This is a genomic window from Nocardioides sp. 1609 (assembly GCF_004522105.1).
Classification (GTDB): domain Bacteria; phylum Actinomycetota; class Actinomycetes; order Propionibacteriales; family Nocardioidaceae; genus Nocardioides.
In genome coordinates this window covers 954,139-973,244 of the sequence record NZ_SPUJ01000001.1, presented here as the reverse complement: position 1 = coordinate 973,244, position 19,106 = coordinate 954,139, and the positions used below count along the sequence as shown (strand labels likewise).

General features: G+C 71.9%; 18 protein-coding genes. 13 read left to right on the top strand and 5 right to left on the bottom strand.

Annotated elements, in window-relative coordinates:
• The first annotated feature begins 50 nt into the window (after positions 1-50).
• From E4623_RS04365 to E4623_RS04355, 3 genes are read left to right on the top strand one after another with little or no spacing between them, the layout of a single operon-like run.
• Positions 51-950 carry an ABC transporter ATP-binding protein gene (locus E4623_RS04365; RefSeq protein ID WP_134765240.1) on the top strand — a complete coding sequence of 300 codons (900 nt, stop codon included), beginning with the start codon at positions 51-53 and terminating at the stop codon, positions 948-950.
• Positions 950-2,023: an ABC transporter permease gene (locus E4623_RS04360; protein WP_134765239.1), complete on the top strand. Its 1,074-nt coding sequence runs from the start codon at positions 950-952 to the stop codon at positions 2,021-2,023. The genes E4623_RS04365 and E4623_RS04360 overlap by 1 nt, the downstream gene beginning before the upstream one ends.
• A gap of 35 nt (positions 2,024-2,058) precedes the next feature.
• Positions 2,059-3,561, top strand: coding sequence for a hypothetical protein (locus E4623_RS04355; RefSeq protein ID WP_134765238.1), 1,503 nt, complete (start codon positions 2,059-2,061; stop codon positions 3,559-3,561).
• 91 nt (positions 3,562-3,652) lie between these two features.
• On the opposite strand, the gene E4623_RS04350 is transcribed toward E4623_RS04355, so the two are convergent.
• The gene (locus tag E4623_RS04350) at positions 3,653-4,609 is read right to left on the bottom strand and encodes a Ku protein (protein ID WP_134765237.1); all 957 of its coding nucleotides are present in this window, start codon (positions 4,607-4,609) and stop codon (positions 3,653-3,655) included.
• 93 nt (positions 4,610-4,702) lie between these two features.
• Between E4623_RS04350 and E4623_RS04345 the strand changes: the two genes are divergently transcribed.
• From E4623_RS04345 to E4623_RS04330, 4 genes are all read left to right on the top strand, one after another.
• Entirely contained in the window at positions 4,703-5,638 is a 936-nt protein-coding gene (locus tag E4623_RS04345; RefSeq protein ID WP_134765236.1) for a DNA ligase, read from the top strand.
• The gene (gene ligD, locus E4623_RS04340) at positions 5,635-6,567 is read left to right on the top strand and encodes a non-homologous end-joining DNA ligase (protein WP_134765235.1); all 933 of its coding nucleotides are present in this window, start codon (positions 5,635-5,637) and stop codon (positions 6,565-6,567) included. Before E4623_RS04345 ends, ligD begins: the two co-directional genes overlap by 4 nt.
• 188 nt (positions 6,568-6,755) lie before the next feature.
• Positions 6,756-7,445, top strand: coding sequence for a response regulator transcription factor (locus tag E4623_RS04335; RefSeq protein ID WP_134765234.1), 690 nt, complete (start codon positions 6,756-6,758; stop codon positions 7,443-7,445).
• Positions 7,438-8,643: a HAMP domain-containing histidine kinase gene (locus tag E4623_RS04330; protein ID WP_134765233.1), complete on the top strand. Its 1,206-nt coding sequence runs from the start codon at positions 7,438-7,440 to the stop codon at positions 8,641-8,643. Before E4623_RS04335 ends, E4623_RS04330 begins: the two co-directional genes overlap by 8 nt.
• A gap of 14 nt (positions 8,644-8,657) precedes the next feature.
• On the opposite strand, the gene E4623_RS22910 is transcribed toward E4623_RS04330, so the two are convergent.
• Both E4623_RS22910 and E4623_RS04320 read right to left on the bottom strand, forming a co-directional pair.
• Positions 8,658-9,410 (bottom strand): peptidoglycan-binding protein, encoded by a 753-nt coding sequence (locus E4623_RS22910; protein WP_209020481.1) that lies wholly within the window; start codon positions 9,408-9,410, stop codon positions 8,658-8,660.
• Positions 9,411-9,569: 159 nt separating this feature from the next.
• Positions 9,570-10,292 carry an FCD domain-containing protein gene (locus E4623_RS04320; protein WP_134765232.1) on the bottom strand — a complete coding sequence of 241 codons (723 nt, stop codon included), beginning with the start codon at positions 10,290-10,292 and terminating at the stop codon, positions 9,570-9,572.
• 128 nt (positions 10,293-10,420) lie between these two features.
• On the opposite strand from E4623_RS04320, the gene E4623_RS04315 reads away from it, so the two are divergent.
• From E4623_RS04315 to E4623_RS04295, 5 genes are all read left to right on the top strand, one after another.
• Positions 10,421-10,972 carry a gluconokinase gene (locus E4623_RS04315; protein ID WP_134765231.1) on the top strand — a complete coding sequence of 184 codons (552 nt, stop codon included), beginning with the start codon at positions 10,421-10,423 and terminating at the stop codon, positions 10,970-10,972.
• Complete coding sequence (locus tag E4623_RS04310) at positions 10,969-12,363, top strand: gluconate:H+ symporter (protein ID WP_134765230.1); 1,395 nt, start codon at positions 10,969-10,971, stop codon at positions 12,361-12,363. Before E4623_RS04315 ends, E4623_RS04310 begins: the two co-directional genes overlap by 4 nt.
• Before the next feature lie 144 nt (positions 12,364-12,507).
• Complete coding sequence (locus E4623_RS04305) at positions 12,508-13,536, top strand: hypothetical protein (protein ID WP_134765229.1); 1,029 nt, start codon at positions 12,508-12,510, stop codon at positions 13,534-13,536.
• A 4-nt stretch (positions 13,537-13,540) separates the two neighbouring features.
• Complete coding sequence (locus E4623_RS04300; RefSeq protein ID WP_134765228.1) at positions 13,541-14,128, top strand: 4'-phosphopantetheinyl transferase superfamily protein; 588 nt, start codon at positions 13,541-13,543, stop codon at positions 14,126-14,128.
• Positions 14,125-14,634, top strand: a complete 510-nt coding sequence (locus E4623_RS04295) for a thioesterase family protein (RefSeq protein WP_134765227.1) — start codon at positions 14,125-14,127, stop codon at positions 14,632-14,634. The genes E4623_RS04300 and E4623_RS04295 overlap by 4 nt, the downstream gene beginning before the upstream one ends.
• Before the next feature lie 256 nt (positions 14,635-14,890).
• Here E4623_RS04295 and E4623_RS04290 read toward each other — a convergent pair whose 3' ends face one another.
• Positions 14,891-15,097 (bottom strand): hypothetical protein, encoded by a 207-nt coding sequence (locus tag E4623_RS04290; protein WP_134765226.1) that lies wholly within the window; start codon positions 15,095-15,097, stop codon positions 14,891-14,893.
• A 261-nt stretch (positions 15,098-15,358) separates the two neighbouring features.
• On the opposite strand from E4623_RS04290, the gene E4623_RS04285 reads away from it, so the two are divergent.
• The gene (locus tag E4623_RS04285; protein WP_245154848.1) at positions 15,359-16,756 is read left to right on the top strand and encodes an ATPase, T2SS/T4P/T4SS family; all 1,398 of its coding nucleotides are present in this window, start codon (positions 15,359-15,361) and stop codon (positions 16,754-16,756) included.
• A 1,583-nt stretch (positions 16,757-18,339) separates the two neighbouring features.
• Here E4623_RS04285 and E4623_RS04280 read toward each other — a convergent pair.
• Positions 18,340-19,074: an enoyl-CoA hydratase/isomerase family protein gene (locus E4623_RS04280; protein ID WP_209020480.1), complete on the bottom strand. Its 735-nt coding sequence runs from the start codon at positions 19,072-19,074 to the stop codon at positions 18,340-18,342.
• Between the last annotated feature and the right edge of the window lie 32 nt (positions 19,075-19,106).

Sequence of the window (19,106 nt, the reverse complement as noted above, 5' to 3'; positions counted from 1 at the left end):
GCACGGGACCCGGGTTGGCCCCGTCCCGGGAGCGGACCTAGGGTCCCGGCATGGCGGCTATCGAGGTGGACGGCCTGGTCAAGCGGTACGGCGACCTGCGCGCGGTCGACGGGGTGAGCCTCGAGGTCGCGGAGGGCGAGTTCGTCGGCATCCTCGGACCCAACGGGGCGGGCAAGACGACGACCCTGGAGATGATCGAGGGTCTCCGGGAGCCCGACGAGGGCAGCGTCCGGGTCCTCGGCGAGGCGGTGTGGCCGCGCAACCCGAGGCTGCTGCCGCGGATGGGGGTGCAGCTGCAGGCCTCGGCGTTCTTCGAGCGGCTGACGGCGCGTGAGCAGATCCGGACCTTCGCCTCGCTGTACTCCGTGCCGCTGGCGGCGGCCGACGAGTGGCTGGAGCGGGTCGGGCTGGTCGAGAAGGCCGACACCCGCGTCGAGGACCTCTCCGGTGGTCAGGCCCAGCGGCTCTCGATCGCCTGCGCGCTCGTGCACGACCCCGAGGTCGTCTTCCTCGACGAGCCGACCGCGGCGCTCGACCCGCAGGCCCGCCGCAACCTCTGGGACCTGCTCGCCGGGCTCAACGACTCGGGCCGCACCGTCGTCCTCACCACGCACTACATGGACGAGGCCGAGGTGCTCTGCGACCGCGTGGCGATCATGGACGCCGGTCGCATCCTGGAGGTGGACAGCCCCGCGGCGCTCGTGCGCGGGCTCGACGCACCGGCCCGCGTCACGGTGGGCCCCGGCCAGGTCAGTCTCGACGAGGCCCGTGCGATCGACGGCGTCGACGACGCCGCCGAGTCGGTCGACGGCGTCGTGCTCACCACCCGGTCACCGGCCGCGGTGCTGACCCGGCTCGCCGAGCAGGACCGCCTCGACGGCGTCCAGATCAGGACCGCCACCCTCGAGGACGTCTTCCTCGACCTCACCGGACGGGAGTACCGAGCCTGATGCCGGCGACCACCACGACCTTCGAGGCGCTCTCCCTGGCGATCATCAAGGGCTTCCTGCGCGACCGGGCAGCGGTCTTCTTCGCGCTGATCTTCCCGCTGATGTTCCTGGTCCTGTTCGGCGGCATCTTCGACGACCAGGCCCGGTCGAAGGTCGACCTGGTGCAGGTCGGCGACGTGTCCCTGGTCGACGACCTGCCTGAGGATTCGCGCGAGGCCTTCGACGACACCTTCGACGTCACGCGGAGCGACGACCTCGACGCGGCGCTCGAGGACGTCCGCAAGGGCGACGCCGACGTCGCGATCGAGATGCAGGGCGACACCCTCGTGGCGCACTACACCCAGACCGACCAGGTCGGTGCCGCGATCACCCAGGGCACGCTGCGCGCGTTCGTCGACGGCGCGAACATCGCGATGACGGGGTCGCCGCCGACGTACACGCTGGAGACCGAGCCGGTCGAGGACGACTCGTTGACGACGATCCAGTTCGTGACCCCCGGCCTGCTCGGTTGGGCGGTGGCGATGAGCGCGGCGTTCGGCGCGGCCGCGACCATCCAGGGCTGGCGGCAGTCGAAGCTGTTGCGCCGGCTCCAGCTCGCTCCCGTCTCGACGCGGACCGTCGTCGGCGCCCGCGTCACCGTCGCGATCGGGATCGCGTTCGTGCAGATGGCGATCTTCCTCGGGCTCGGCGCCGGCGCCTTCGGGCTGCAGCTCTCCGGGTCGTGGTGGATGTCGATCCCGCTCCTCGTCGTCGGCACGCTCTGCTTCATGGCGGTCGGCCTGCTCGCCGGAGCGATCACCACGACCACCGAGGGCGCGGTGAACGCCGCCAACTTCATGGTGCTGCCGATGGCGTTCCTCAGCGGCTCGTTCTTCCCGCTCGACGCGGCGCCGGCCTGGCTGCGCACCGTGTCGAACGTGCTCCCGCTCAAGCACCTCAACGAGGGCATGCTGGACGTCATGGTGCGAGGTCAGGGACCGGGCTCGGCGCTGCTGCCGGTCGCGATCCTGGCGGGGTTCGCGCTCGTGGTCTCCCTGGTTGCCGCCAGACTGTTCCGGTGGGAGACGGCGTGAGCCGGATCCGGCACCGGACCGGCTGAAGGGAACCGATGGAGCTCCACGAACACCTGTACGACCTCGGCGTGCGTCGCGGCGACGCCGTCCTCACCGACGCGGACCTGCTGCGCGGTGCCCTGGAGGGCTCCTTCGCCGACGTCTCGACCGCGGCCGAGCGCGGCCTGCTCGTCGACGCGGTCCGGTCCGGGGTCTTCGGCTTCCTCCTCGGCCGCCTCGCCGCGGGCACCGCCGTCGACGAGGCCGTCGAGGACGCCGGCGACCGGCTCGCCCGGGTGCCCGGCGGCGACCCGGCGGCCGCCCGCTGGGCGTGCGCCGCGCTGGCCTTCGCGGTCGGCCGGGTCGACGACGCCGACGTCCGACGTCACCCGCGACCCGCTCCCGGCGTCGACCTCGACCTCGGCCTCGAGCCGGACGACACCCGCGAGCGGATGCCGGCGGTGCCGGCCCTGGCGCCGACGTCGATCCCGGTGCCGCTGCCCACGCCGGCGCCGGGCCTCGAGCCGGACGTCGTGTCGCGCCGGGGGTCGCGGGCCGATCGTGGTGCCGCCCGCCGGCGCTGGCCGGTCGTGGCGGCCGCCGTGCTGGTCCTCGCGCTGATCGTCGGCGTCGTCGCCGCGGTCGTGCTCGGCGGCGACGAGGAGCCGGCCCCCGCCGGGGGAGGGGCCGCGACGTCGTCCCCGCGCCCGAGCGAGACCGAGACGATCGATCCCGACGGGACGGACGCAGTCGCGGTGAACGCCAGGTACAGCGGGCTCGCCGAGGCCGTCGTCCCCGACGACGTGACCTGCAGGGCGGCCGGCCCCGCTCGTCCCCGCAGCGAGAAGCTGACCTGCGAGCTGCCGACCGGCACCCTCGAGCTCGTCACCTACGCCTCGGCCGCCAAGCTGGAGGCCGCCCGCGAGGAGCAGGTCGACCACGGCGTCGGCACGGTCCACGAGGTCACGACTTTCGGCACGCTGGCGGCCTTCGAGCGCGAGGACGACACCGGCGCTCCCGTCAAGGCCGCCGTGTACTGGGACGACGACGTCGCCCAGCAGTCCGCGAGGCTCACCGGACCCCGCGGCACCGACCTCGACGACCTCGTCGCCGCGGTCCGGGCGACGGTGCCCTCGATCGCCTACCCGACCGGTCCGTCCGACCCCGGTCTCGTCGACTTCCTCGGCGGCTGGCTCGACGTGGAGAGCTGTCACCGGATCGAGACCGCCGTCGACCTCGAGCTCGAGGAGAGCTTCTGCGACCCCGCCGGCCCGATCGAGGTCTTCGTCGGCCGCTTCGAGTCCGAGAAGGCCCTCGAGGCCTACCGCGACCTCACCCTCGCCGTCGCGAAGGACAGCGAGCGCCCGCTCCGCACCTGGGAGGCCAAGCGGGGCAAGGACGACGGCGCCCTCTACGAGTACACGACCGCCGCCCGCCTCCCGGTCCGCTACTGGGACCTGCCCGGCTGCTTCTGCTACGCCGAGGCCACGCTCACGAAGGGCGACGCCGACAAGCTCGCCACCTGGTGGCGCCGCGGCCCCGGCGTCGAGGGCGACTGAGCCGCTCGTCGGCCCTGTGGGCCGGGACCACGCGGCTGGCCTCGTCGGAGAGGTTCGCGGGGCGGTGCGGCTGGGGGTCTTGCCACGGCCGTCAGCTCGCCTTCTTGGCAGCCGTCTTCCTCGTCGTGCTCTTCTTGGCGGCGGTCTTCTTCGCGGGAGCCTTCTTGGCGGCCGTCTTCTTGGCCGGAGCCTTCTTGGCGGCGGCCTTCCTCGTCGTGGCCTTCTTGGCCGGCTTCTCGTCGGGGTCGTCCGCAGGGTCGTCGTCGGCGGCCTCGCCGCGCGCGGTCTTCGCGTTCTGCACCGAGCGCTGGAGGGCGGCCAGGAGGTCGACGACCTCGCCGGAGGACTTCGTCGAGGTGGGGGTCCGCTTGATCTCGCCGCCCTCGATCTTGGTCCGCACCAGCTCCTGGACGGCGCCGGCGTAGTCGTCCTCGAAGTCGGCGGCGTCGAAGTCGCCGGCGAGGGTCTCGACGAGCATGTTGGCCATCCGCACCTCGGAGTCCTTGATCTCGCCGGTGTCGATGGTGAAGTCGGGCTGGCGGATCTCGTCGGGCCACATCATCGTCTGCAGCACGATCACGTCGTCGCGCACGCGCAGCACGGCGACCGTCGTGCGCTGGCGCAGCGCGACCGTGACGACCGCCATCCGGTCGGCGTCGATCAGCGCCTGGCGCAGCAGCGCGTAGGGCTTGGCGCCGCTCTTCTCGGGCTCGAGGTAGTAGGACTTCTCGAAGAGCATCGGGTCGATCTGCTCGGTCGGGACGAACTTCTCCACCGCGATCTCGCGCGAGGACGTCGACGGCAGCTGCGCCATGTCGTCGTCGGAGAGGATGACCATCTCGCCGTCCTCGGTCTCGTAGCCCTTGGCGATGTCGGCGTACGCGATCTCCTCGCCGTCGATCGCGCAGACCCGCTGGTACTTGATCCGCCCGCCGTCGCTGGCGTGCACCTGACGGAACGACACGTCGTGGCTCTCGGTCGCCGAGTAGAGCTTCACGGGCACGCTGACGAGCCCGAAGGACACCGCACCCTTCCAGATCGCGCGCATGCTGAGGCCTTCCGAGGTCGTCTGCTCGTACGAGTCGCACCAGTCTGACGGGTGGGACGGGCGAAAGTCATCGCCCGCAGGCAGGATGGCCCCATGCGTCCCATGCTCGCCACCAAGGGTGACCACGTGCCCGCGGGCGAGGAGTGGGCCCACGAGGTGAAGTGGGACGGCATGCGCATCCTCGCCGACACCCGCTCCGCCGGCCGGACGGCGGGGAGCAGCACCCGGCTCACCAGCCGCAACGACAACGACGTCACCGCTGCCTGGCCCGACGTCGCCGACGCACCGCTGGCCGGCCGCGATCACCTCGTCGACGGCGAGGTGATCGCCCTCAACGAGCGCGGCCTGCCCGACTTCCGGGTCCTCCAGGAGCGGATGCACGTGCGGCGGGCGACCTCGGTGGCCCGGCTGGTGCACCAGGTGCCGGTCACGTTCATGGTCTTCGACCTGCTCCGCCTCGACGGCCGCGACCTCGTCGCCGAGCCGCTCGCCGCCCGACGCGCGCTGCTCGCCGAGACGTTCGAGGGCACGGCCTGGCAGGTGCCCCCGTCCTACGACGACGGCCCGATGCTGCTCGACGCGACCCGCGAGCAGGGCCTGGAGGGCATCGTCAGCAAGCGGCTGTCCGCGCCGTACCGCCCCGGCGAGCGCTCGCCGCACTGGCTGAAGTTCGCCCACCGCCACCGGGTGTCGTACGTCGTCGGCGGGTGGCGACCGCAGGAGGGCACCACCGACCGCCTCGCCGCCCTGCTCGTCGGCGAGGTCACCCCCGACGGCCTGCTCTACCGGGGCCGGGTCGGCAGCGGCATCGCCGCCCGGCAGAGCCGGTTGCTGGCCGACGCGGTGGCCGGGCTCGGCCGCGCCGACAGCCCGTTCGACGACGAGGTGCCGCGCGTCGACGCCACCGGCACCCGGTGGTGCGAGCCCGTGCTCGTCGTCGACGTCGACTCCCACGGTCGGGGCTACGACCGGCTGCGGCAGCCGTCCTTCCGCGGCCTGCGCACCGACCTGGGAGCAGCCGACCTGTGAGCCCGCGCGAGAGGCCCGACCCGCGGGTCGAGAAGGAGGAGCTCCACGTCGACGTCGACGGCCGGACGCTCAAGATCAGCAACCTCGCCAAGGTGCTCTACCCGCGCACCGGCACCACGAAGGGTGAGGTCCTCGACTACTACGCGCGGATCTCCCCGACGATGCTGCCGCACCTGCGCGACCGCGCCGTCACCCGGATCCGGTGGCCGCACGGCGTCCAGGACGGGAGCTTCTTCGAGAAGAACGCCCCGCCCGGGACGCCGTCGTGGGTGCGCACGGTCACCGTGCCGACCACCGGGTCCCGCGGCTCCAGCCGGCACGGCGACACCCTGGTGTTCCCGGTCGTCGACGACCTCGCGACGCTGACCTGGCTGGCCAACCTCGCCGCGCTCGAGCTGCACGTGCACCAGTGGCGGGTCGGACGCAACGGCCGACCCCGCAACGCCGACCGGGTCGTCGTCGACCTCGATCCCGGCGAGCCCGCCGGGCTCCACGAGTGCTGCCAGGTCGCGCTGCTCGCGCGCGACAAGCTGGCCGAGCGCGACCTCGTCGCCAAGCCGGTCCTCAGCGGCAGCAAGGGCCTGCACCTGTACGCCGACCTGCCCCGACGCCTCCCGCCGGAGGAGTCGACGGCGCTCGCCAAGGAGATCGCCGAGGAGCTCCAGGGCGAGCACCCGAAGCTGGTCACCGCCACCATGACCAAGGCCAGGCGGGGCGGCAAGGTCTTCCTCGACTGGTCGCAGAACGCCGGCTCGAAGACCACCGTGGCGCCGTACTCGCTGCGCGGCCGTGAGCGCCCCTACGTGGCCGCGCCGGTCTCGTGGGGCGAGGTCGAGGCGGGCGCCGACGACCCGCTCGGCCTCGAGCAGCTGCGTCACGACGAGGTGCTCGCCCGGGTCGCCGACCTCGGCGACCTCTTCGCCGGCTGACCGGCCAGGACCTGTTACCGAACTATGGGGCCGGCGTGGGCACGCGGTGGAGACACCGTGGCTCCGGTCCGCCTAGCGTTGTCGACAGGTGGGCCAGCCGCACGTCGTGGGGAGGGTGCGGCTCCTCGGAGTGGCCCACATCTCGCACTTGGCTCCGGACAGCGTGTCGCACCCCCTATGCTCCCCCCATGGGCCACAGAGTGCTCGTCGTCGAGGACGAGGAGGACATCGCGTTCCCCCTTGTCCGGACGCTGGAGCGCGAGGGCTACGACGTCGGCTGGGTCGACAGTGGTCAGAAGGCTCTCGACGAGCTCGCGGGGCGCTCCGCCGACGTGGTGATCCTCGACCTCGGGCTGCCCGACATGGACGGCCTCGAGGTGTGCAAGGACGCCCGCGCCGCCGGGTTCGAGGGCGCGATCATGATCGTCACCGCGCGCGCCGGCGAGCTCGACCGCGTCGTCGGCCTCGACTACGGCGCCGACGACTACCTCGCCAAGCCCTTCGGCCTCGCCGAGCTGCAGGCCCGGGTCCGCGCGCTGCTCCGACGTACCGGTGCCGGGTCCGCCCACGACGAGCCCGACGGCGGGCTGCGGATCGACGTGGACGCCCGCCGCGTGTACGCGGGCGACGTCGAGGTGCCGCTGACCGGCAAGGAGTTCGACGTGCTGTCGATCCTGGCCGCCAACAAGGACAAGGTCGTCTCCCGCGGCCGGCTGATGGCCGACGTCTGGGACGAGAACTGGTACGGCTCCACCAAGACCCTCGACGTGACGATCGGGCGGCTCCGACAGAAGCTCGAGAGCGTGGGAGTCACCGAACGGGTCGTGGCGGTGAGGGGTGTGGGGTTCCGCCTCGAGGCTCCCGCCCCCGATGCGTGAGCGACTCACCTTCGCGTTCATCGCGATCACGCTCCTCCTCCTCGTCGGCGCGGGGCTGATCCGCAGCTACGCCAGCGACAGCCGGGTCCGCGCCCACGAGGCCGCGGACCTCACCGCGACGGCCGAGGCGCTGGGGGCGGTCATCTCCGACGAGGTCGCCCGCGGCGGCGTCCTCGACCAGGAGCTGCTCGAGCCCTTCCTGACGCCGCGCAGCCGGATCGAGCTCACCCGCGAGGTCGGCGACCCGGTGGTGCTGACCGGCTCGGGCTTCGACACCGAGGCTCCGGCCGACCAGCTCGCGTCCGCGGTGATCCTCGGTGACGGCGACGAGGTCGAGCTGACCAGCGTCCACGACGAGTCGCTCGAGGGCGTGTGGGGCGACCGGCTCGAGATGCTCGCCGTGTTCGGGCTGCTCGCGATCCTCGCCGGCGTCACCGGGTACCTCGTCGCGCGGTCCCTGTCCGCGCCGTTCCGGCAGCTCGCCGTGGCTGCCGCCGCGCTGGGGCGCGGCCGGTTCGACCTCGACCTGCCTCGCGGGGGCGTGCCCGAGGCGCGGGCGATCGCCCTCGCCCTGGCGAGTAGCGCCACCCAGATGCGGGAACGGATGGAGCGCGAGCGCGCGTTCGGGCTGCACGCCTCCCACGTGCTGCGGACGCCGCTGACCAGCCTGCGGTTCCGGCTCGAGGAGCTCATCGAGGACCCCTCGCTGTCGGGTGAGGCCCGGGACGCGACGATCGGCTGCCTCAAGGCCGTCGGCCGGCTCGACCAGGTGGCCGGCGAGCTCGTCGAGCTCGGCGGCCGCGGCGTCCTGCTGGCCGGCGCGGCGCTGCCGCTGCGCGACCTCGCCACGCAGGTGGCGCAGCGCTGGGCCGACGTCCTCGACCTCGACCACCGGGGGCTCAGCGCGGCCGTCGAGGGCGACATCGAGCTGCGCTTCACCCCCGGCCCCGTCGAGCAGGTGCTCGACCTGCTGCTCGAGGACATCCTCGAGCACGACACCGGCGCGGTCCGCCTGGTGTTCGAGGGTGCCGCCAGCCGGCTGCGGATCGACGTCAGCTGCGACGACGGCGGTGGCACGCGGCGCGCCCCGGCCCGATCGGCCGAGGAGCGCCTCCAGCTCGTCCTCGGCTCCCTCGGCGGGCGGCTCGAGCGGCCTGCCGACGGCTCCGTGCTGCGGCTCCACCTGCCCCGGCGTTGACCCGGGCTGATCCTTCAGGCGACCGTGGTGACCAGGCCGGCCGCGGTCAGCACGGACGCGAGCGTCGCGCGGGTCGACGCCCCGAGGACGCCGTCGGGCCGCAGGCCGTGGTCGGCCTGGAACCGCCGGACGGCGTGCCGGGTGCGCGGGCCGTCGACCCCGCCCGGGAGGCCGGGGTCGAAGCCGAGCGACACCAGCGCGCGCTGCACGCCGACCAGGCTGCCGACGTCGATCGCCCACGTGTCGCGCAGGTCGGCGGAGCCGAGCAGGCTCCCGACCGGGACCGGCGGCACGTCGTCCTGCTGGAAGAAGGTCACCGTGATCGTCGTCTGGGTCATGCTCAGCTCGAGGTACGACGAGTACAGGTCGATCCCGGTCGGGCGACCCGCGACCAGCTCGCCCAGGGCCAGGTGCAGGTGCGAGGGGACGCCGTCGACGGACAGCACGGTGCCGAGCAGGTCGCCCTGCGCCACCGTCGTGCCGACCTCGAGGCGGGCGGGGACGTCGGTGAGGAAGGTGTGGAAGGCCGAGACCCGGCCGCTGGGGTCGGCGAGGGTCAGCCGGACGCCCGTGTCGGTGCCGTCGAGGCGCTCGGTGACGTGGCCCCCGAGCGTGGCGCGGACCGCGCTCCCGGGGGCGGCGCCGAGCCCCATCGCGGCGCTCTCGCGCCAGTCGAGGTCGGTGCGGCTGCGGGTGCCGGGCCCGCCGAGGCCGCCGGTGAAGGCCGACCCGAGCGGGCCGGCGAGGGTGAGGTCGAACGTGGTCACGGCTGCTCCTCCTCGTCGAGCCTGGTGCTCGCGGAGCTGGCGCCCCCCGGCACCTTCGACGGTAGGCGCGTCGGAGCGCCGTGCGTATGCCCCGACCGGGCCTTGACCGGGTGCCGATCGGGGGGTATCGGGGTAGTCAGGACCTGACCCGGCACCTGGTCAGGCGTCGCCGGACTGCTCGTCGGCGAGCGCCTCGGCGGCCTCGGCGATGATGTCGCGCATGGCCCGCTCGGCGGTCACGGGATCACCGAGCCGCACCGCGCGCGCCACCTCGTCGTGCAGCGCGATCGCCTCGGGCTTCGGCCGGCTCGGCATCATGCCGTACTGCGTGCGGCCGACCAGGACCTGCGTGACCACGCCGCCGAGGGAGCGGAGCATCTCGTTGCCGCTGGCCTCGAGCAGGGTGCGGTGGAAGACCGAGTCGGCCAGCAGGTAGGAGCCGAGGTCGCCGTCGCGGCCGTGCACGACCATGTCGGAGACGGCCGCGGCCAGGATCCGGCAGTGGTGCGCGCTGGCCCGCCCGCCCGCGGCGAGCGCGGCGGCGGTGGGTTCGATGCCGCGTCGCAGCTCCGACAACGAGGCGAGCTGGGCGTCGCGCTCGTCGCCGGCCAGGCGCCAGCGGATGACCTGGGGGTCGAGGACGTTCCAGCGCGACTGCGGCTGGATGGTGATGCCGACCCGGCGCCGCGACGCGACCAGGCCCATCGACTCCAGGACCCGGATCGCCTCGCGGGCGACGCTGCGCGAGACGCCGTACGTCGTGCAGATGCCGTCGAGGGTGAGCACGGACCCCGCCGCCTGGGCGCCGGTGCCGGACGCGATCCGTGCCCCGAGCGCGTCGAGGACGCCGGCGTGCTGGCCGAGGACGGGGTCGTTGGTCACCAACTCATCGTCTCATCTCGACCAATCGAATGAAAAGATCCGGTCAATATCTCGATAGGGGTTGCAATGGTCATACCTTTCGGGTCAGGATGTGGGCACCGTCACTCGTCGTCCACCAGGGAGCCCCGATGCCCGGATCCACCCGCAGGCCCCACCTGCTCGTCGTCATGGGGGTGTCCGGCTCCGGCAAGTCCACCGTCGGCGCCGCCCTCGCCCAGCGTCTCCGCGTCCCCTTCGCCGACGCCGACGACCTGCACCCGCCGGCCAACATCGCCAAGATGAGCTCGGGGGAGTCCCTCGACGACGCCGACCGGTTCCCGTGGCTGGAGATCATCGGCGGCTGGCTCGCCGAGCACGGCACGGCGCAGGGTGGCGTGATGAGCTGCTCGGCGCTCAAGCGCAGCTACCGCGACCAGCTCCGCCGGCACGCGCCCCAGGTGCGGTTCGTGCACCTCGAGGGCTCCCACGACGTGATCGCGGCCCGCCAGGCCAGCCGGCCGGGGCACTTCATGCCGGCGTCCCTGCTGTCGTCGCAGTTCGCGACCCTCGAGCCGCTCCAGCCCGACGAGGACGGCGTCGTGGTCGACGTCGGCCAGTCCGTCGACGAGATCGTCGAGCAGTCGGCCCGGCTGCTCGAGCCCACCGCCCCCGCAGGCACCCCCACCGAGGAGACCCGATGAGCACCCTGACCGCGCTGCTGCCGATGGCCGGCGGCGACCTGATCGAGCCGGTGGCGTCCGGCGGACAGCTGGTCTTCGCCGCGCTGGCCGCGATCGCGCTGCTCGTCGTCCTCATCACGGTGGTGAAGATCCACCCGTTCATCGCGCTGATCCTCGGCGGGCTCACCGTCGGCATCCTGGCCGGTGTCAACGTCAACGACGTCCTGGCCTCCTTCACCGGCGGCTTCGGCACGACGGCCGCGGGCGTCGGCGTCCTCATCGCGCTCGGCGCGATGTTCGCCAAGCTCCTCGCCGACTCCGGCGGCGCCGACCAGATCGTCGACACCATCGTCGGGCGCTCCTCGGAGCGGATGCTGCCGTGGGCGATGGCCGCGGTCGGCGCGATCATCGGCCTGCCGATGTTCTTCGAGATCGGCCTGGTCCTCCTGATGCCGGTCATCTACCTCGTCGCCCGCCGTACCGGCCTGTCGCTGATCACCCTCGGCATCCCGGCGCTGGCCGGTCTCTCGGCGATGCACGGCTTCGTGCCGCCGCACCCCGGCCCGGTCGCCGCGATCGGCTTCCTCGGCGCCGACCTCGGCCTGACCCTCGGCCTCGGCCTCGTCGTCGCGATCCCGACGATCATCGTGTCCGGCCCGCTGTTCGGCGCCCTCGCCGGCCGCTGGGTCGTCGTCGAGGCGCCGTCGACGTACGACGCCGACGAGCGCACCGAGGTCGACGACCGGCCGTCGTTCGCCGTCACCATCGCGACCGTCCTGCTGCCCGTCGTGCTGATGCTCGGCAAGTCGCTCGCCGACATCGTCATCGACGACGAGGACAACACGCTGCGCCAGGTGCTCGACGTGCTCGGCAGCCCCTTCGTCGCGCTGCTGATCGGCACGATCGTCGCCATGGTCACCTTCGGCTACGCCGTCGGCATGAACCTGCAGAAGGTCTCCGACGTGCTCGGGGAGTCGCTCCCGCCGATCGCCGGCATCCTGCTCATCGTCGCCGCCGGCGGCGGGTTCAAGCAGGTGCTCGTCGACACCGGCGTCGGCACCCTGCTGGCGGAGTGGGCGCTCGACGCGAACGTCTCGATCCTGCTCCTCGGCTGGGTGCTGGCCGTGCTGATCCGGCTCGCGACCGGCTCGGCGACGATCGCCACGATCACCGCCGCGACGCTCATGCAGTCGGCGATCGGGGACCTGTCCTCGCCGGAGATCTCGCTGCTCGTCCTGGCCATCGGCGCCGGCTCGGTGTTCTTCTCCCACGTCAACGACGCCGGGTTCTGGCTGGTGAAGGGGTACTTCAACCTCAGCGTGCGCGACACGATCCGCACCTGGTCGCTGATGGAGACGATCCTGTCGGTGAGCGGCCTGATCGTGGTGCTGCTGCTGGGCCTGGTCGTCTGACCCCTCGGCCGCGCCGTGGCCAGACCTCGCGCCAGGTCACGGTTCGGTGCGGATCCGGGCACCGCGCTTCAGTGGCGCCCGGCGGCGGTCGATGAGGGAGGTAGCGGCACCCGCCGCTGCCTCCCCGCGACCGAGGACCGAGCGATGACGAGCCACCGAGCGCCGACGCCACGGCGGTACGCGCTGCGCGACCGACCCGTCGTGCCGCTGCGCCGGGTACTCCTCCTCGGCACCAGCAGCCTGCTCACCGCCACCGGCATCGCGGCCGGGATGGTCGCCACGGCCACCGTCGGACCCGGCGAGTCCGCCCTCCGCGTCGACGTCGAGCCGGTCTCGCTGCCGGCGCGGGTGGCGCCGCCCACGCCCACGTCCTCGCCGGTGGCCGAGGCGCTCGACCCGCCCGTCGTCCTGGACGACGAGGACGCGCCGGTCCCGGTCGCCTCGGCGCTGCCCCGCCTGGGCGAGGAGCACGTCCGCGACGTGCCCCCGGTGGCGGTCGCCGCCTACGAGCGGGCCGCCTCGGTGGTGGCCGACCCCCGGGTCGGCTGCCACGTGAGGTGGACGACGCTCGCCGCCGTGGCGCGGGTCGAGTCCGACCACGGCCGTCGCGGCGGGGCGGACCTCGACGAGGAGGGCCGCGCGGCGCCGGCCGTGCACGGCGTCGCGCTCGACGGCGAGGACGGGCGGGACCGGCCCCGCGACACCGACCGCGGCAAGGTCGACGGGCTGGGCCGCTGGGACCGGACGTCGGGCCCGGCCGGCTTCCTGCCCACCGAGTGGGCGGTCTACGGCGTCGACGCCGACGACGACGGTCGCCGCGACGTCCAGGACGTCGACGACGCCGCGCTCGCGCTCGCCGTCCGGCTCTGCGGGACGGCGCTCGACCTCGACGCGCACCCCGCGCTCCAGGCGGCGTTGACCGCGCACCGTCCCTCCCGCGCCTACGTGCGGCAGGTGCTCCGCGTGGCCAGGGCCTACGCCGCCGACGTCCGGGAGCAGGACGCGGCGCCGACGGCCGACCTGCCCGTCGTCGTGGTGCACGAGCCGGTCGTCGAGGACGAGCCCGGCGAACCGACCGACGAGCCGACGGACGAGCCCACCGAGGAGCCGACCGACGAGCCGACGGTGCCGGTGGGGTCGCTGGGCGACCGGCGGCCGGGTCCGCGACGATAGGTCGGTGATCACGGTCGAGTGGTGCGAGCCGGTCGACGGGCCGGCGCTGCGCGACCTGCTGGACGCCGACGAGGCGGCCCGGGTGGAGCGGCTGGTCCGCCCCGAGGACCGGGCCCGCTTCGTGACGGGCCGGGCGCTGCTGCGGACCGCGGCGGCCACGGTCCTGGGCGGGGAGCCGCGCGCGGTCGTCGTCCGGGTGCGGTGCGCGCGCTGCGGCGGGCCGCACGGCAAGCCGGCGGTCGACGGGCTCGAGGCCTCGATCGCGCACTCCGGTGACCGCGTGGTGCTGGCGTGGCGCGAGCGCGGCGCGGTCGGTGTCGACGTCGAGGAGCGGCGCCCCGGCCGGCACGTCGAGGACGTCGTCGACCAGGTCCTCGCGCCGGGGGAGCGGAGCGAGGACCTGTTGCGCACCTGGGCTCGGAAGGAGGCGGTGCTGAAGCTGCGCGGCGTCGGCCTGACCGAGCCGATGACCGGCGTCCGGCTCGACGACCCGACGTTCCACGTCACCGACCTCGACCTGGGCGCGGGGTACGTCGCCGCGGTGGCCGCGCACGACACGGCGCCGGTCACGGTGCGACGATCACGGCCATGAGCCGAGCGCCGTCCGTCACCGACCTCCGGGCCCTGGCCCCCGCGTACACGACCGAGGTCACCGCCGACCTCGTCGACGCCAACGGCCACCTCAACGTGCGCCACCACATGGCGCTGCACGACGAGGGCGGCTGGGCGTTCTTCGCCGCGCTCGGCTTCACATCGGAGCGGATCGAGGAGGGCCGGCACAACTTCTTCGACCTCGAGCACCACGTGCGCTACCTGGCCGAGGCGCACCTGGGCGAGCGGCTGTCGGTGCACCACCGGCTGGTCGCACGCACCAGCAAGGCGCTGCACCTCGTCTCCTACCTGGTCAACGACACCACGGACACCGTCGCCAGCACCCTCGAGGTCATCACGCTCATGGTCGACCTCGACACCCGCCGCCCGGTCGACCTCACCGACGACGAGGTCGCCGTCATCGACGCGCGCCTGGCCGCCGACCGGGCGCTCGGGTGGGACGCCGGGCTGAACGGCGTCCTCGGGCTGCGTCCCGCGCGCCCCTGACGCTCCGCGGGGTCGACGAGCTGCGTCCTCCCTCGATGGCGCTCGGTGCGGACTCGCGGCCGAGTCGCACGCCGAAGGAGATCGCGGCGACCATCAGCGCGACGTGGCCCGCGACTCCGACCGCGAGGCCGAGCACGGCCAGGGTCTCGTTGCCGGTCTCCGTCGTCTGGCTGATGGCCTCGCCCGAGATGAGACTCGTCTCGGCACGGAGAACTGCCCGGCCCCTGGCCGTGTGGCGCGCCGCTCGACCGCAGGATCAGCGGCGGCGGAACAACCTGGGGCGCGAGCCGGTCTTGCCCCGGTACGCGGCGACCAGTGCGGCCTTCTCCCGGTCGTGGGCGACACCCAGGCTCTGGGCCGACTCGTCGTTGCCGGAGTCGATGGCGGAGTTGATGGCACGCACGTAGGAGGTGTGCAGGGACTGGAGCTCCTCGGCGAGGACGATCTCGGTTGTGGTGGTCATGTCCATGTCAGCAACGAAGGCTCTTGGATCGTTCCAAGAACGGCCCGCATGTGACTCGACGAACATCGGGATGGTGGTGCGCCGGTGGCCCGGTCGGGGCCTGCGCAGGGCCCCTGGTGAGGTGGGTGGGACTGGGGAGACCTCGTGGTGCGCCGTATGCCGGCTGTTCTCCACAGGGAGGAGGTTGCCTCTGTTCGTGGCGGGTTTCGAGGCTTACATTCGTTCGATCGCAGGCTTTCTCACTCGGGAAGGGGATGCCTGATGTCGGTGGTGCAGACCCCTGACGACCTCGGGTCGGTCGTCGAGCAGCTCGATCTCCACGTGCGTGAGCTGGTGCGGCGCGAGGGGGTCGATCCGCAGCGGGACGCCGCGGTGGTGCGTCGGATCGCGGAGTCGGTGGTGCGTGCGCACGACGAGCGGAGCCTGACCGGTCGGGTCGCCCCGGTCGGTGACGTCGGTGCGCTGGTGGGTGAGCTGGTGGCGCGGGTGTCGGGGTTCGGGCCGTTGCAGCCGTTCCTGGACGACCCGACGGTGGAGGAGGTCTGGATCAACGACCCGTCGCGGGTGTTCGTGGCGCGCAACGGTCGGCACGAGCTGACCAACCTGGTGCTGACGCAGGCGCAGGTGACCGAGCTGGTGGAGCGGATGCTGAAGAGCAGCGGACGTCGTCTCGACGTCTCCACGCCGTTCGTGGACGCGATGCTGCCGCAGGGCCACCGGTTGCACGTGGTCCTGGAGGGGATCAGCCGCGGGTTCACGGCGGTCAACATCCGCAAGTTCGTGCTGCGGGCAGGACAGCTCGACGACCTGGTCGAGCTGGGCAGCCTGAGCCAGCGGGCGGCGGCGTTCCTGGAGGCGAGCGTGCGGGCCGGGCTCAACATCCTGGTCGCCGGCGGGACCCAAGCCGGGAAGACCACGCTGCTGAACTGCCTGGCCGCCGCCGTGCCCGGTGGCGAGCGGGTGGTCTCGGCCGAGGAGGTCTTCGAGCTGCGCTTCCCGCACCCCGACTGGGTGCCGCTGCAGACCCGGCAGTCCGGTCTCGAGGGCACCGGCGAGATCCGGTTGCGCCACCTCGTGAAGGAGGCCCTGCGGATGCGCCCGAGCCGGATCGTCGTCGGGGAGGTGCGGGCCGAGGAGTGCCTGGACCTGCTGCTCGCGCTGAACGCCGGCCTCCCGGGCATGTGCACCCTGCACGCCAACAGCGCGCGGGAGGCGCTGGTGAAGATGTGCACCCTGCCCCTGCTCGCCGGGGAGAACATCTCGGCGCGCTTCGTCGTGCCTTCCCAAAGACACTCCCATCTTGGCAGGTCACCCAGACAGCTGGAGGACGCCGGCTCTGGACGGCAGAACGTCGCGGGGCGTCGCGCTTGTAATGGCGCATCCCACCCTCACTGTGCGTCGCGCGTCCCGTCGTTTGCGAGGCGTGGCGTGGCAGACGGCCACGAAAACTCGATGGAGGATCGGCACGACGAGGCCCCACCCCCTGGGTGGTGCGTGGCGAATCGCCCCCCGCACGACGATCCGGTGTCATACCGTTCGCGTCGTGAAGTCTCTGGTCAAAGCCCTTGTTGGGGGCCTGGGTGTGCTGATTTGCGGCTTGGGCGCTGTCGCACTTGCCCTGGGAGTCTTCTACCTCGCGTGGAAGCCGTTGGTGGATGAGGCAGTTTCGCGGGAAACCGGCCCAAACTTCGAGGAGCAGGAGTCGTCTATCGAGTCCTCGCAGCGTTACGTGAGGGAGCGCGATCGGGGTCGTCACCGAGAGTTCGCCCTAGATGAGGCCCGAGGCCAGGCGACTGGCGGCGGTGGGTTCTGGACTTGCGGTCTCGCGCCGACGATGAACTATGACTGGCATGACGATGTTCTGTGCAGCAACGGAACTGACGAGATCCGGCCGTACCTGTTGCCTCAGGACTCGTTCGTGACCGAGTCGGAACTTGTGCGAGCCGCTGTCCAGTACGCCGGAGAGTTGAACTCGCGCTAGTACCCGGGGAGTGCCAGGGGTTTCCTAGATGGCCGACCCGCTTCAGGTACGCCAGGTTCTCGGCCTCGGCCAGGTCGAGGCGGGCCAGGTCGAGGCGGGCCACGACGAGAGCGATCTCCTCGTCAGTTGAGTCGGCGGTGATGCCGTCGAGGACGCGACCTTTCAGGTCTCGGATCGGGTCGTCGGCACCCACTCGAGGGAGGCCGTGATGGCGTCGGCGGTCTCATAGACCGGACGGCGACCTGCGCGGGGACGCCGTCCCCGGCGGAACTCCTCAAACGATGGCGGCTGAAGGGGACGGTTCGTCGATTGTTCCAGATTCACGCCCACTAGATGACCTGACCAGTCGATCTGGTTCCATCCGGCTACCGCGGGTTCACGGTTCCATAGGCCGCGATGGCCACTCCCTCTTAGAATGAGTCAGAGCGGCTAGCGGTCTTGAACGGATCCTGCCCACATGATGCCCTGCGCAACGGCGGCCGGCAGGAACAACGCCTGACCGACCACGAGGAACACCGCAGCGAGCGCCGTCGGACCGTTCCCGTCAGCGAGGATGAGGGCGCCGAGCAACGACATAAGTGCACCCGGTACCCAGAGCGATGCGGGCGCGAGAGGCGCCGCTCTGGTGTGGGGTCGAGTGGCTGGACCACTTCTCGATGTCATGGCTTTCCTAGGCTTGAGGTGCCGTGTTGTCCCGATCATCATGCCTCAGTAGCGGACCCACAATCATCCGATCCCGCCCGCCGACGTGCTGGTCTAGTCGCCATCGACCAGATTCATCGATGCATTGCCAGATGCTTCTGACCAGCGGCGGTGAGGTGTGCCCGAGTGTCCGGACGGACCCCATAGACCCGGGAGAGACGTCAGCAGGGAACGCCCGTTCGGGCTCGGCAGGAACAGCGGGGGCTCGCGTCATGGATTCAGCGCCACCGACCACCACTTCATCCGACTCACCGCGAGCGATAAGGTCCTGCCCCCGCAATGGTTGCGCTAGTGACGATCCGCAAGCGGTTCACCGTATAGGGAGGGCCGGACGCCGGCAGTCCGGCAGGCGAACGGCCGCACGTGCGACGTTACGGTTGCCCTTGACCGGCTCCATGAGCCATTCCGAGAATCATCTCGTCCGCGAGCGACGGGTTGAGGTCAGACCCTTGAAGAAGCAACCCGCCGACCACGAGGGCGGCAAGGTCGTCTGGCACCCTGCCAGTGCCCCGGCGATTCGTCCGAACGGTGTCGGGACGGATCGACCGGATGGACGCGCTCAGTCATCATTTTTCCTGCTCTTTCGGTTGAGGAAGGCGTCCATGCGTTCTGACTTCTCCTCGGTCTCGAACAGAACGGCTTGGGCCACGTTGTCGATCACAGGATGGGCATCTCGAGGGGCGCTCATAGCCAGCTTGGTCATACGCAGCGCCAGCGGAGCCTGTTTGTTGATCCGGTCCACCCAAGCATTTGACGTCTCGATCAACAGTTCCGGCGCCACCAGCTCGTTCAGTAGACGCGCAGCGAGGGCGTCGGCAGCGTCGAGCATTCGGCCGGCGAGAAGGACTTCCTTGGCAAGTGACTCTCCGACCAGTTCGGCGAGTCTCCAGGAGGCACCGGCGGCCGCAAGGATACCCAACTGGCCCTCGGGGTTCCCGAAAATTGTGGTCGGGGTCCCGATGCGGAAGTCGCATGCGTACGCGAGCTCTGCGCCGCCTCCGATCGCCGACCCAGAGATCGCTGCGATGGTCGGCATGGGCAGTCGAGCGATGCGATCAAAGAGCCCGCTGTTGATGCCTGCGAGTGCGTCCTCCCTGCGACGCTCGCGCAACTGGCCGATGTCGGCGCCGGCAGCAAAGGTCCGGGTGCCGCCTGTGAGGATCAGCGTCCGTGGTCGGCGCTCAAGCTGTCCGCACACCGAGTGCAGGCTTTCGACCATCTCTGCGTTGATTGCGTTGCGCACCTCCGGCCGATCGAGCGTCACGACCAGACGATCCGGGGTCGCCCAGTCCACCCTGATCCCCGGCAACGCCTCCACAGTCCAGC

Coding starts and splice junctions, on each gene's coding strand:
- E4623_RS04305 (WP_134765229.1), top strand. CDS start 12,508: ATGACGAGCCACCGAGCGCCGACGCCACGGCGGTACGCGCTGCGCGAC.
- E4623_RS04310 (WP_134765230.1), top strand. CDS start 10,969: ATGAGCACCCTGACCGCGCTGCTGCCGATGGCCGGCGGCGACCTGATC.
- E4623_RS04355 (WP_134765238.1), top strand. CDS start 2,059: ATGGAGCTCCACGAACACCTGTACGACCTCGGCGTGCGTCGCGGCGAC.
- E4623_RS04285 (WP_245154848.1), top strand. CDS start 15,359: ATGTCGGTGGTGCAGACCCCTGACGACCTCGGGTCGGTCGTCGAGCAG.
- E4623_RS04335 (WP_134765234.1), top strand. CDS start 6,756: ATGGGCCACAGAGTGCTCGTCGTCGAGGACGAGGAGGACATCGCGTTC.
- E4623_RS04350 (WP_134765237.1), bottom strand. CDS start 4,609: ATGCGCGCGATCTGGAAGGGTGCGGTGTCCTTCGGGCTCGTCAGCGTG.
- E4623_RS04290 (WP_134765226.1), bottom strand. CDS start 15,097: ATGACCACCACAACCGAGATCGTCCTCGCCGAGGAGCTCCAGTCCCTG.
- E4623_RS04295 (WP_134765227.1), top strand. CDS start 14,125: ATGAGCCGAGCGCCGTCCGTCACCGACCTCCGGGCCCTGGCCCCCGCG.
- E4623_RS04360 (WP_134765239.1), top strand. CDS start 950: ATGCCGGCGACCACCACGACCTTCGAGGCGCTCTCCCTGGCGATCATC.
- E4623_RS04330 (WP_134765233.1), top strand. CDS start 7,438: ATGCGTGAGCGACTCACCTTCGCGTTCATCGCGATCACGCTCCTCCTC.
- E4623_RS04315 (WP_134765231.1), top strand. CDS start 10,421: ATGCCCGGATCCACCCGCAGGCCCCACCTGCTCGTCGTCATGGGGGTG.
- E4623_RS04365 (WP_134765240.1), top strand. CDS start 51: ATGGCGGCTATCGAGGTGGACGGCCTGGTCAAGCGGTACGGCGACCTG.
- E4623_RS04345 (WP_134765236.1), top strand. CDS start 4,703: ATGCGTCCCATGCTCGCCACCAAGGGTGACCACGTGCCCGCGGGCGAG.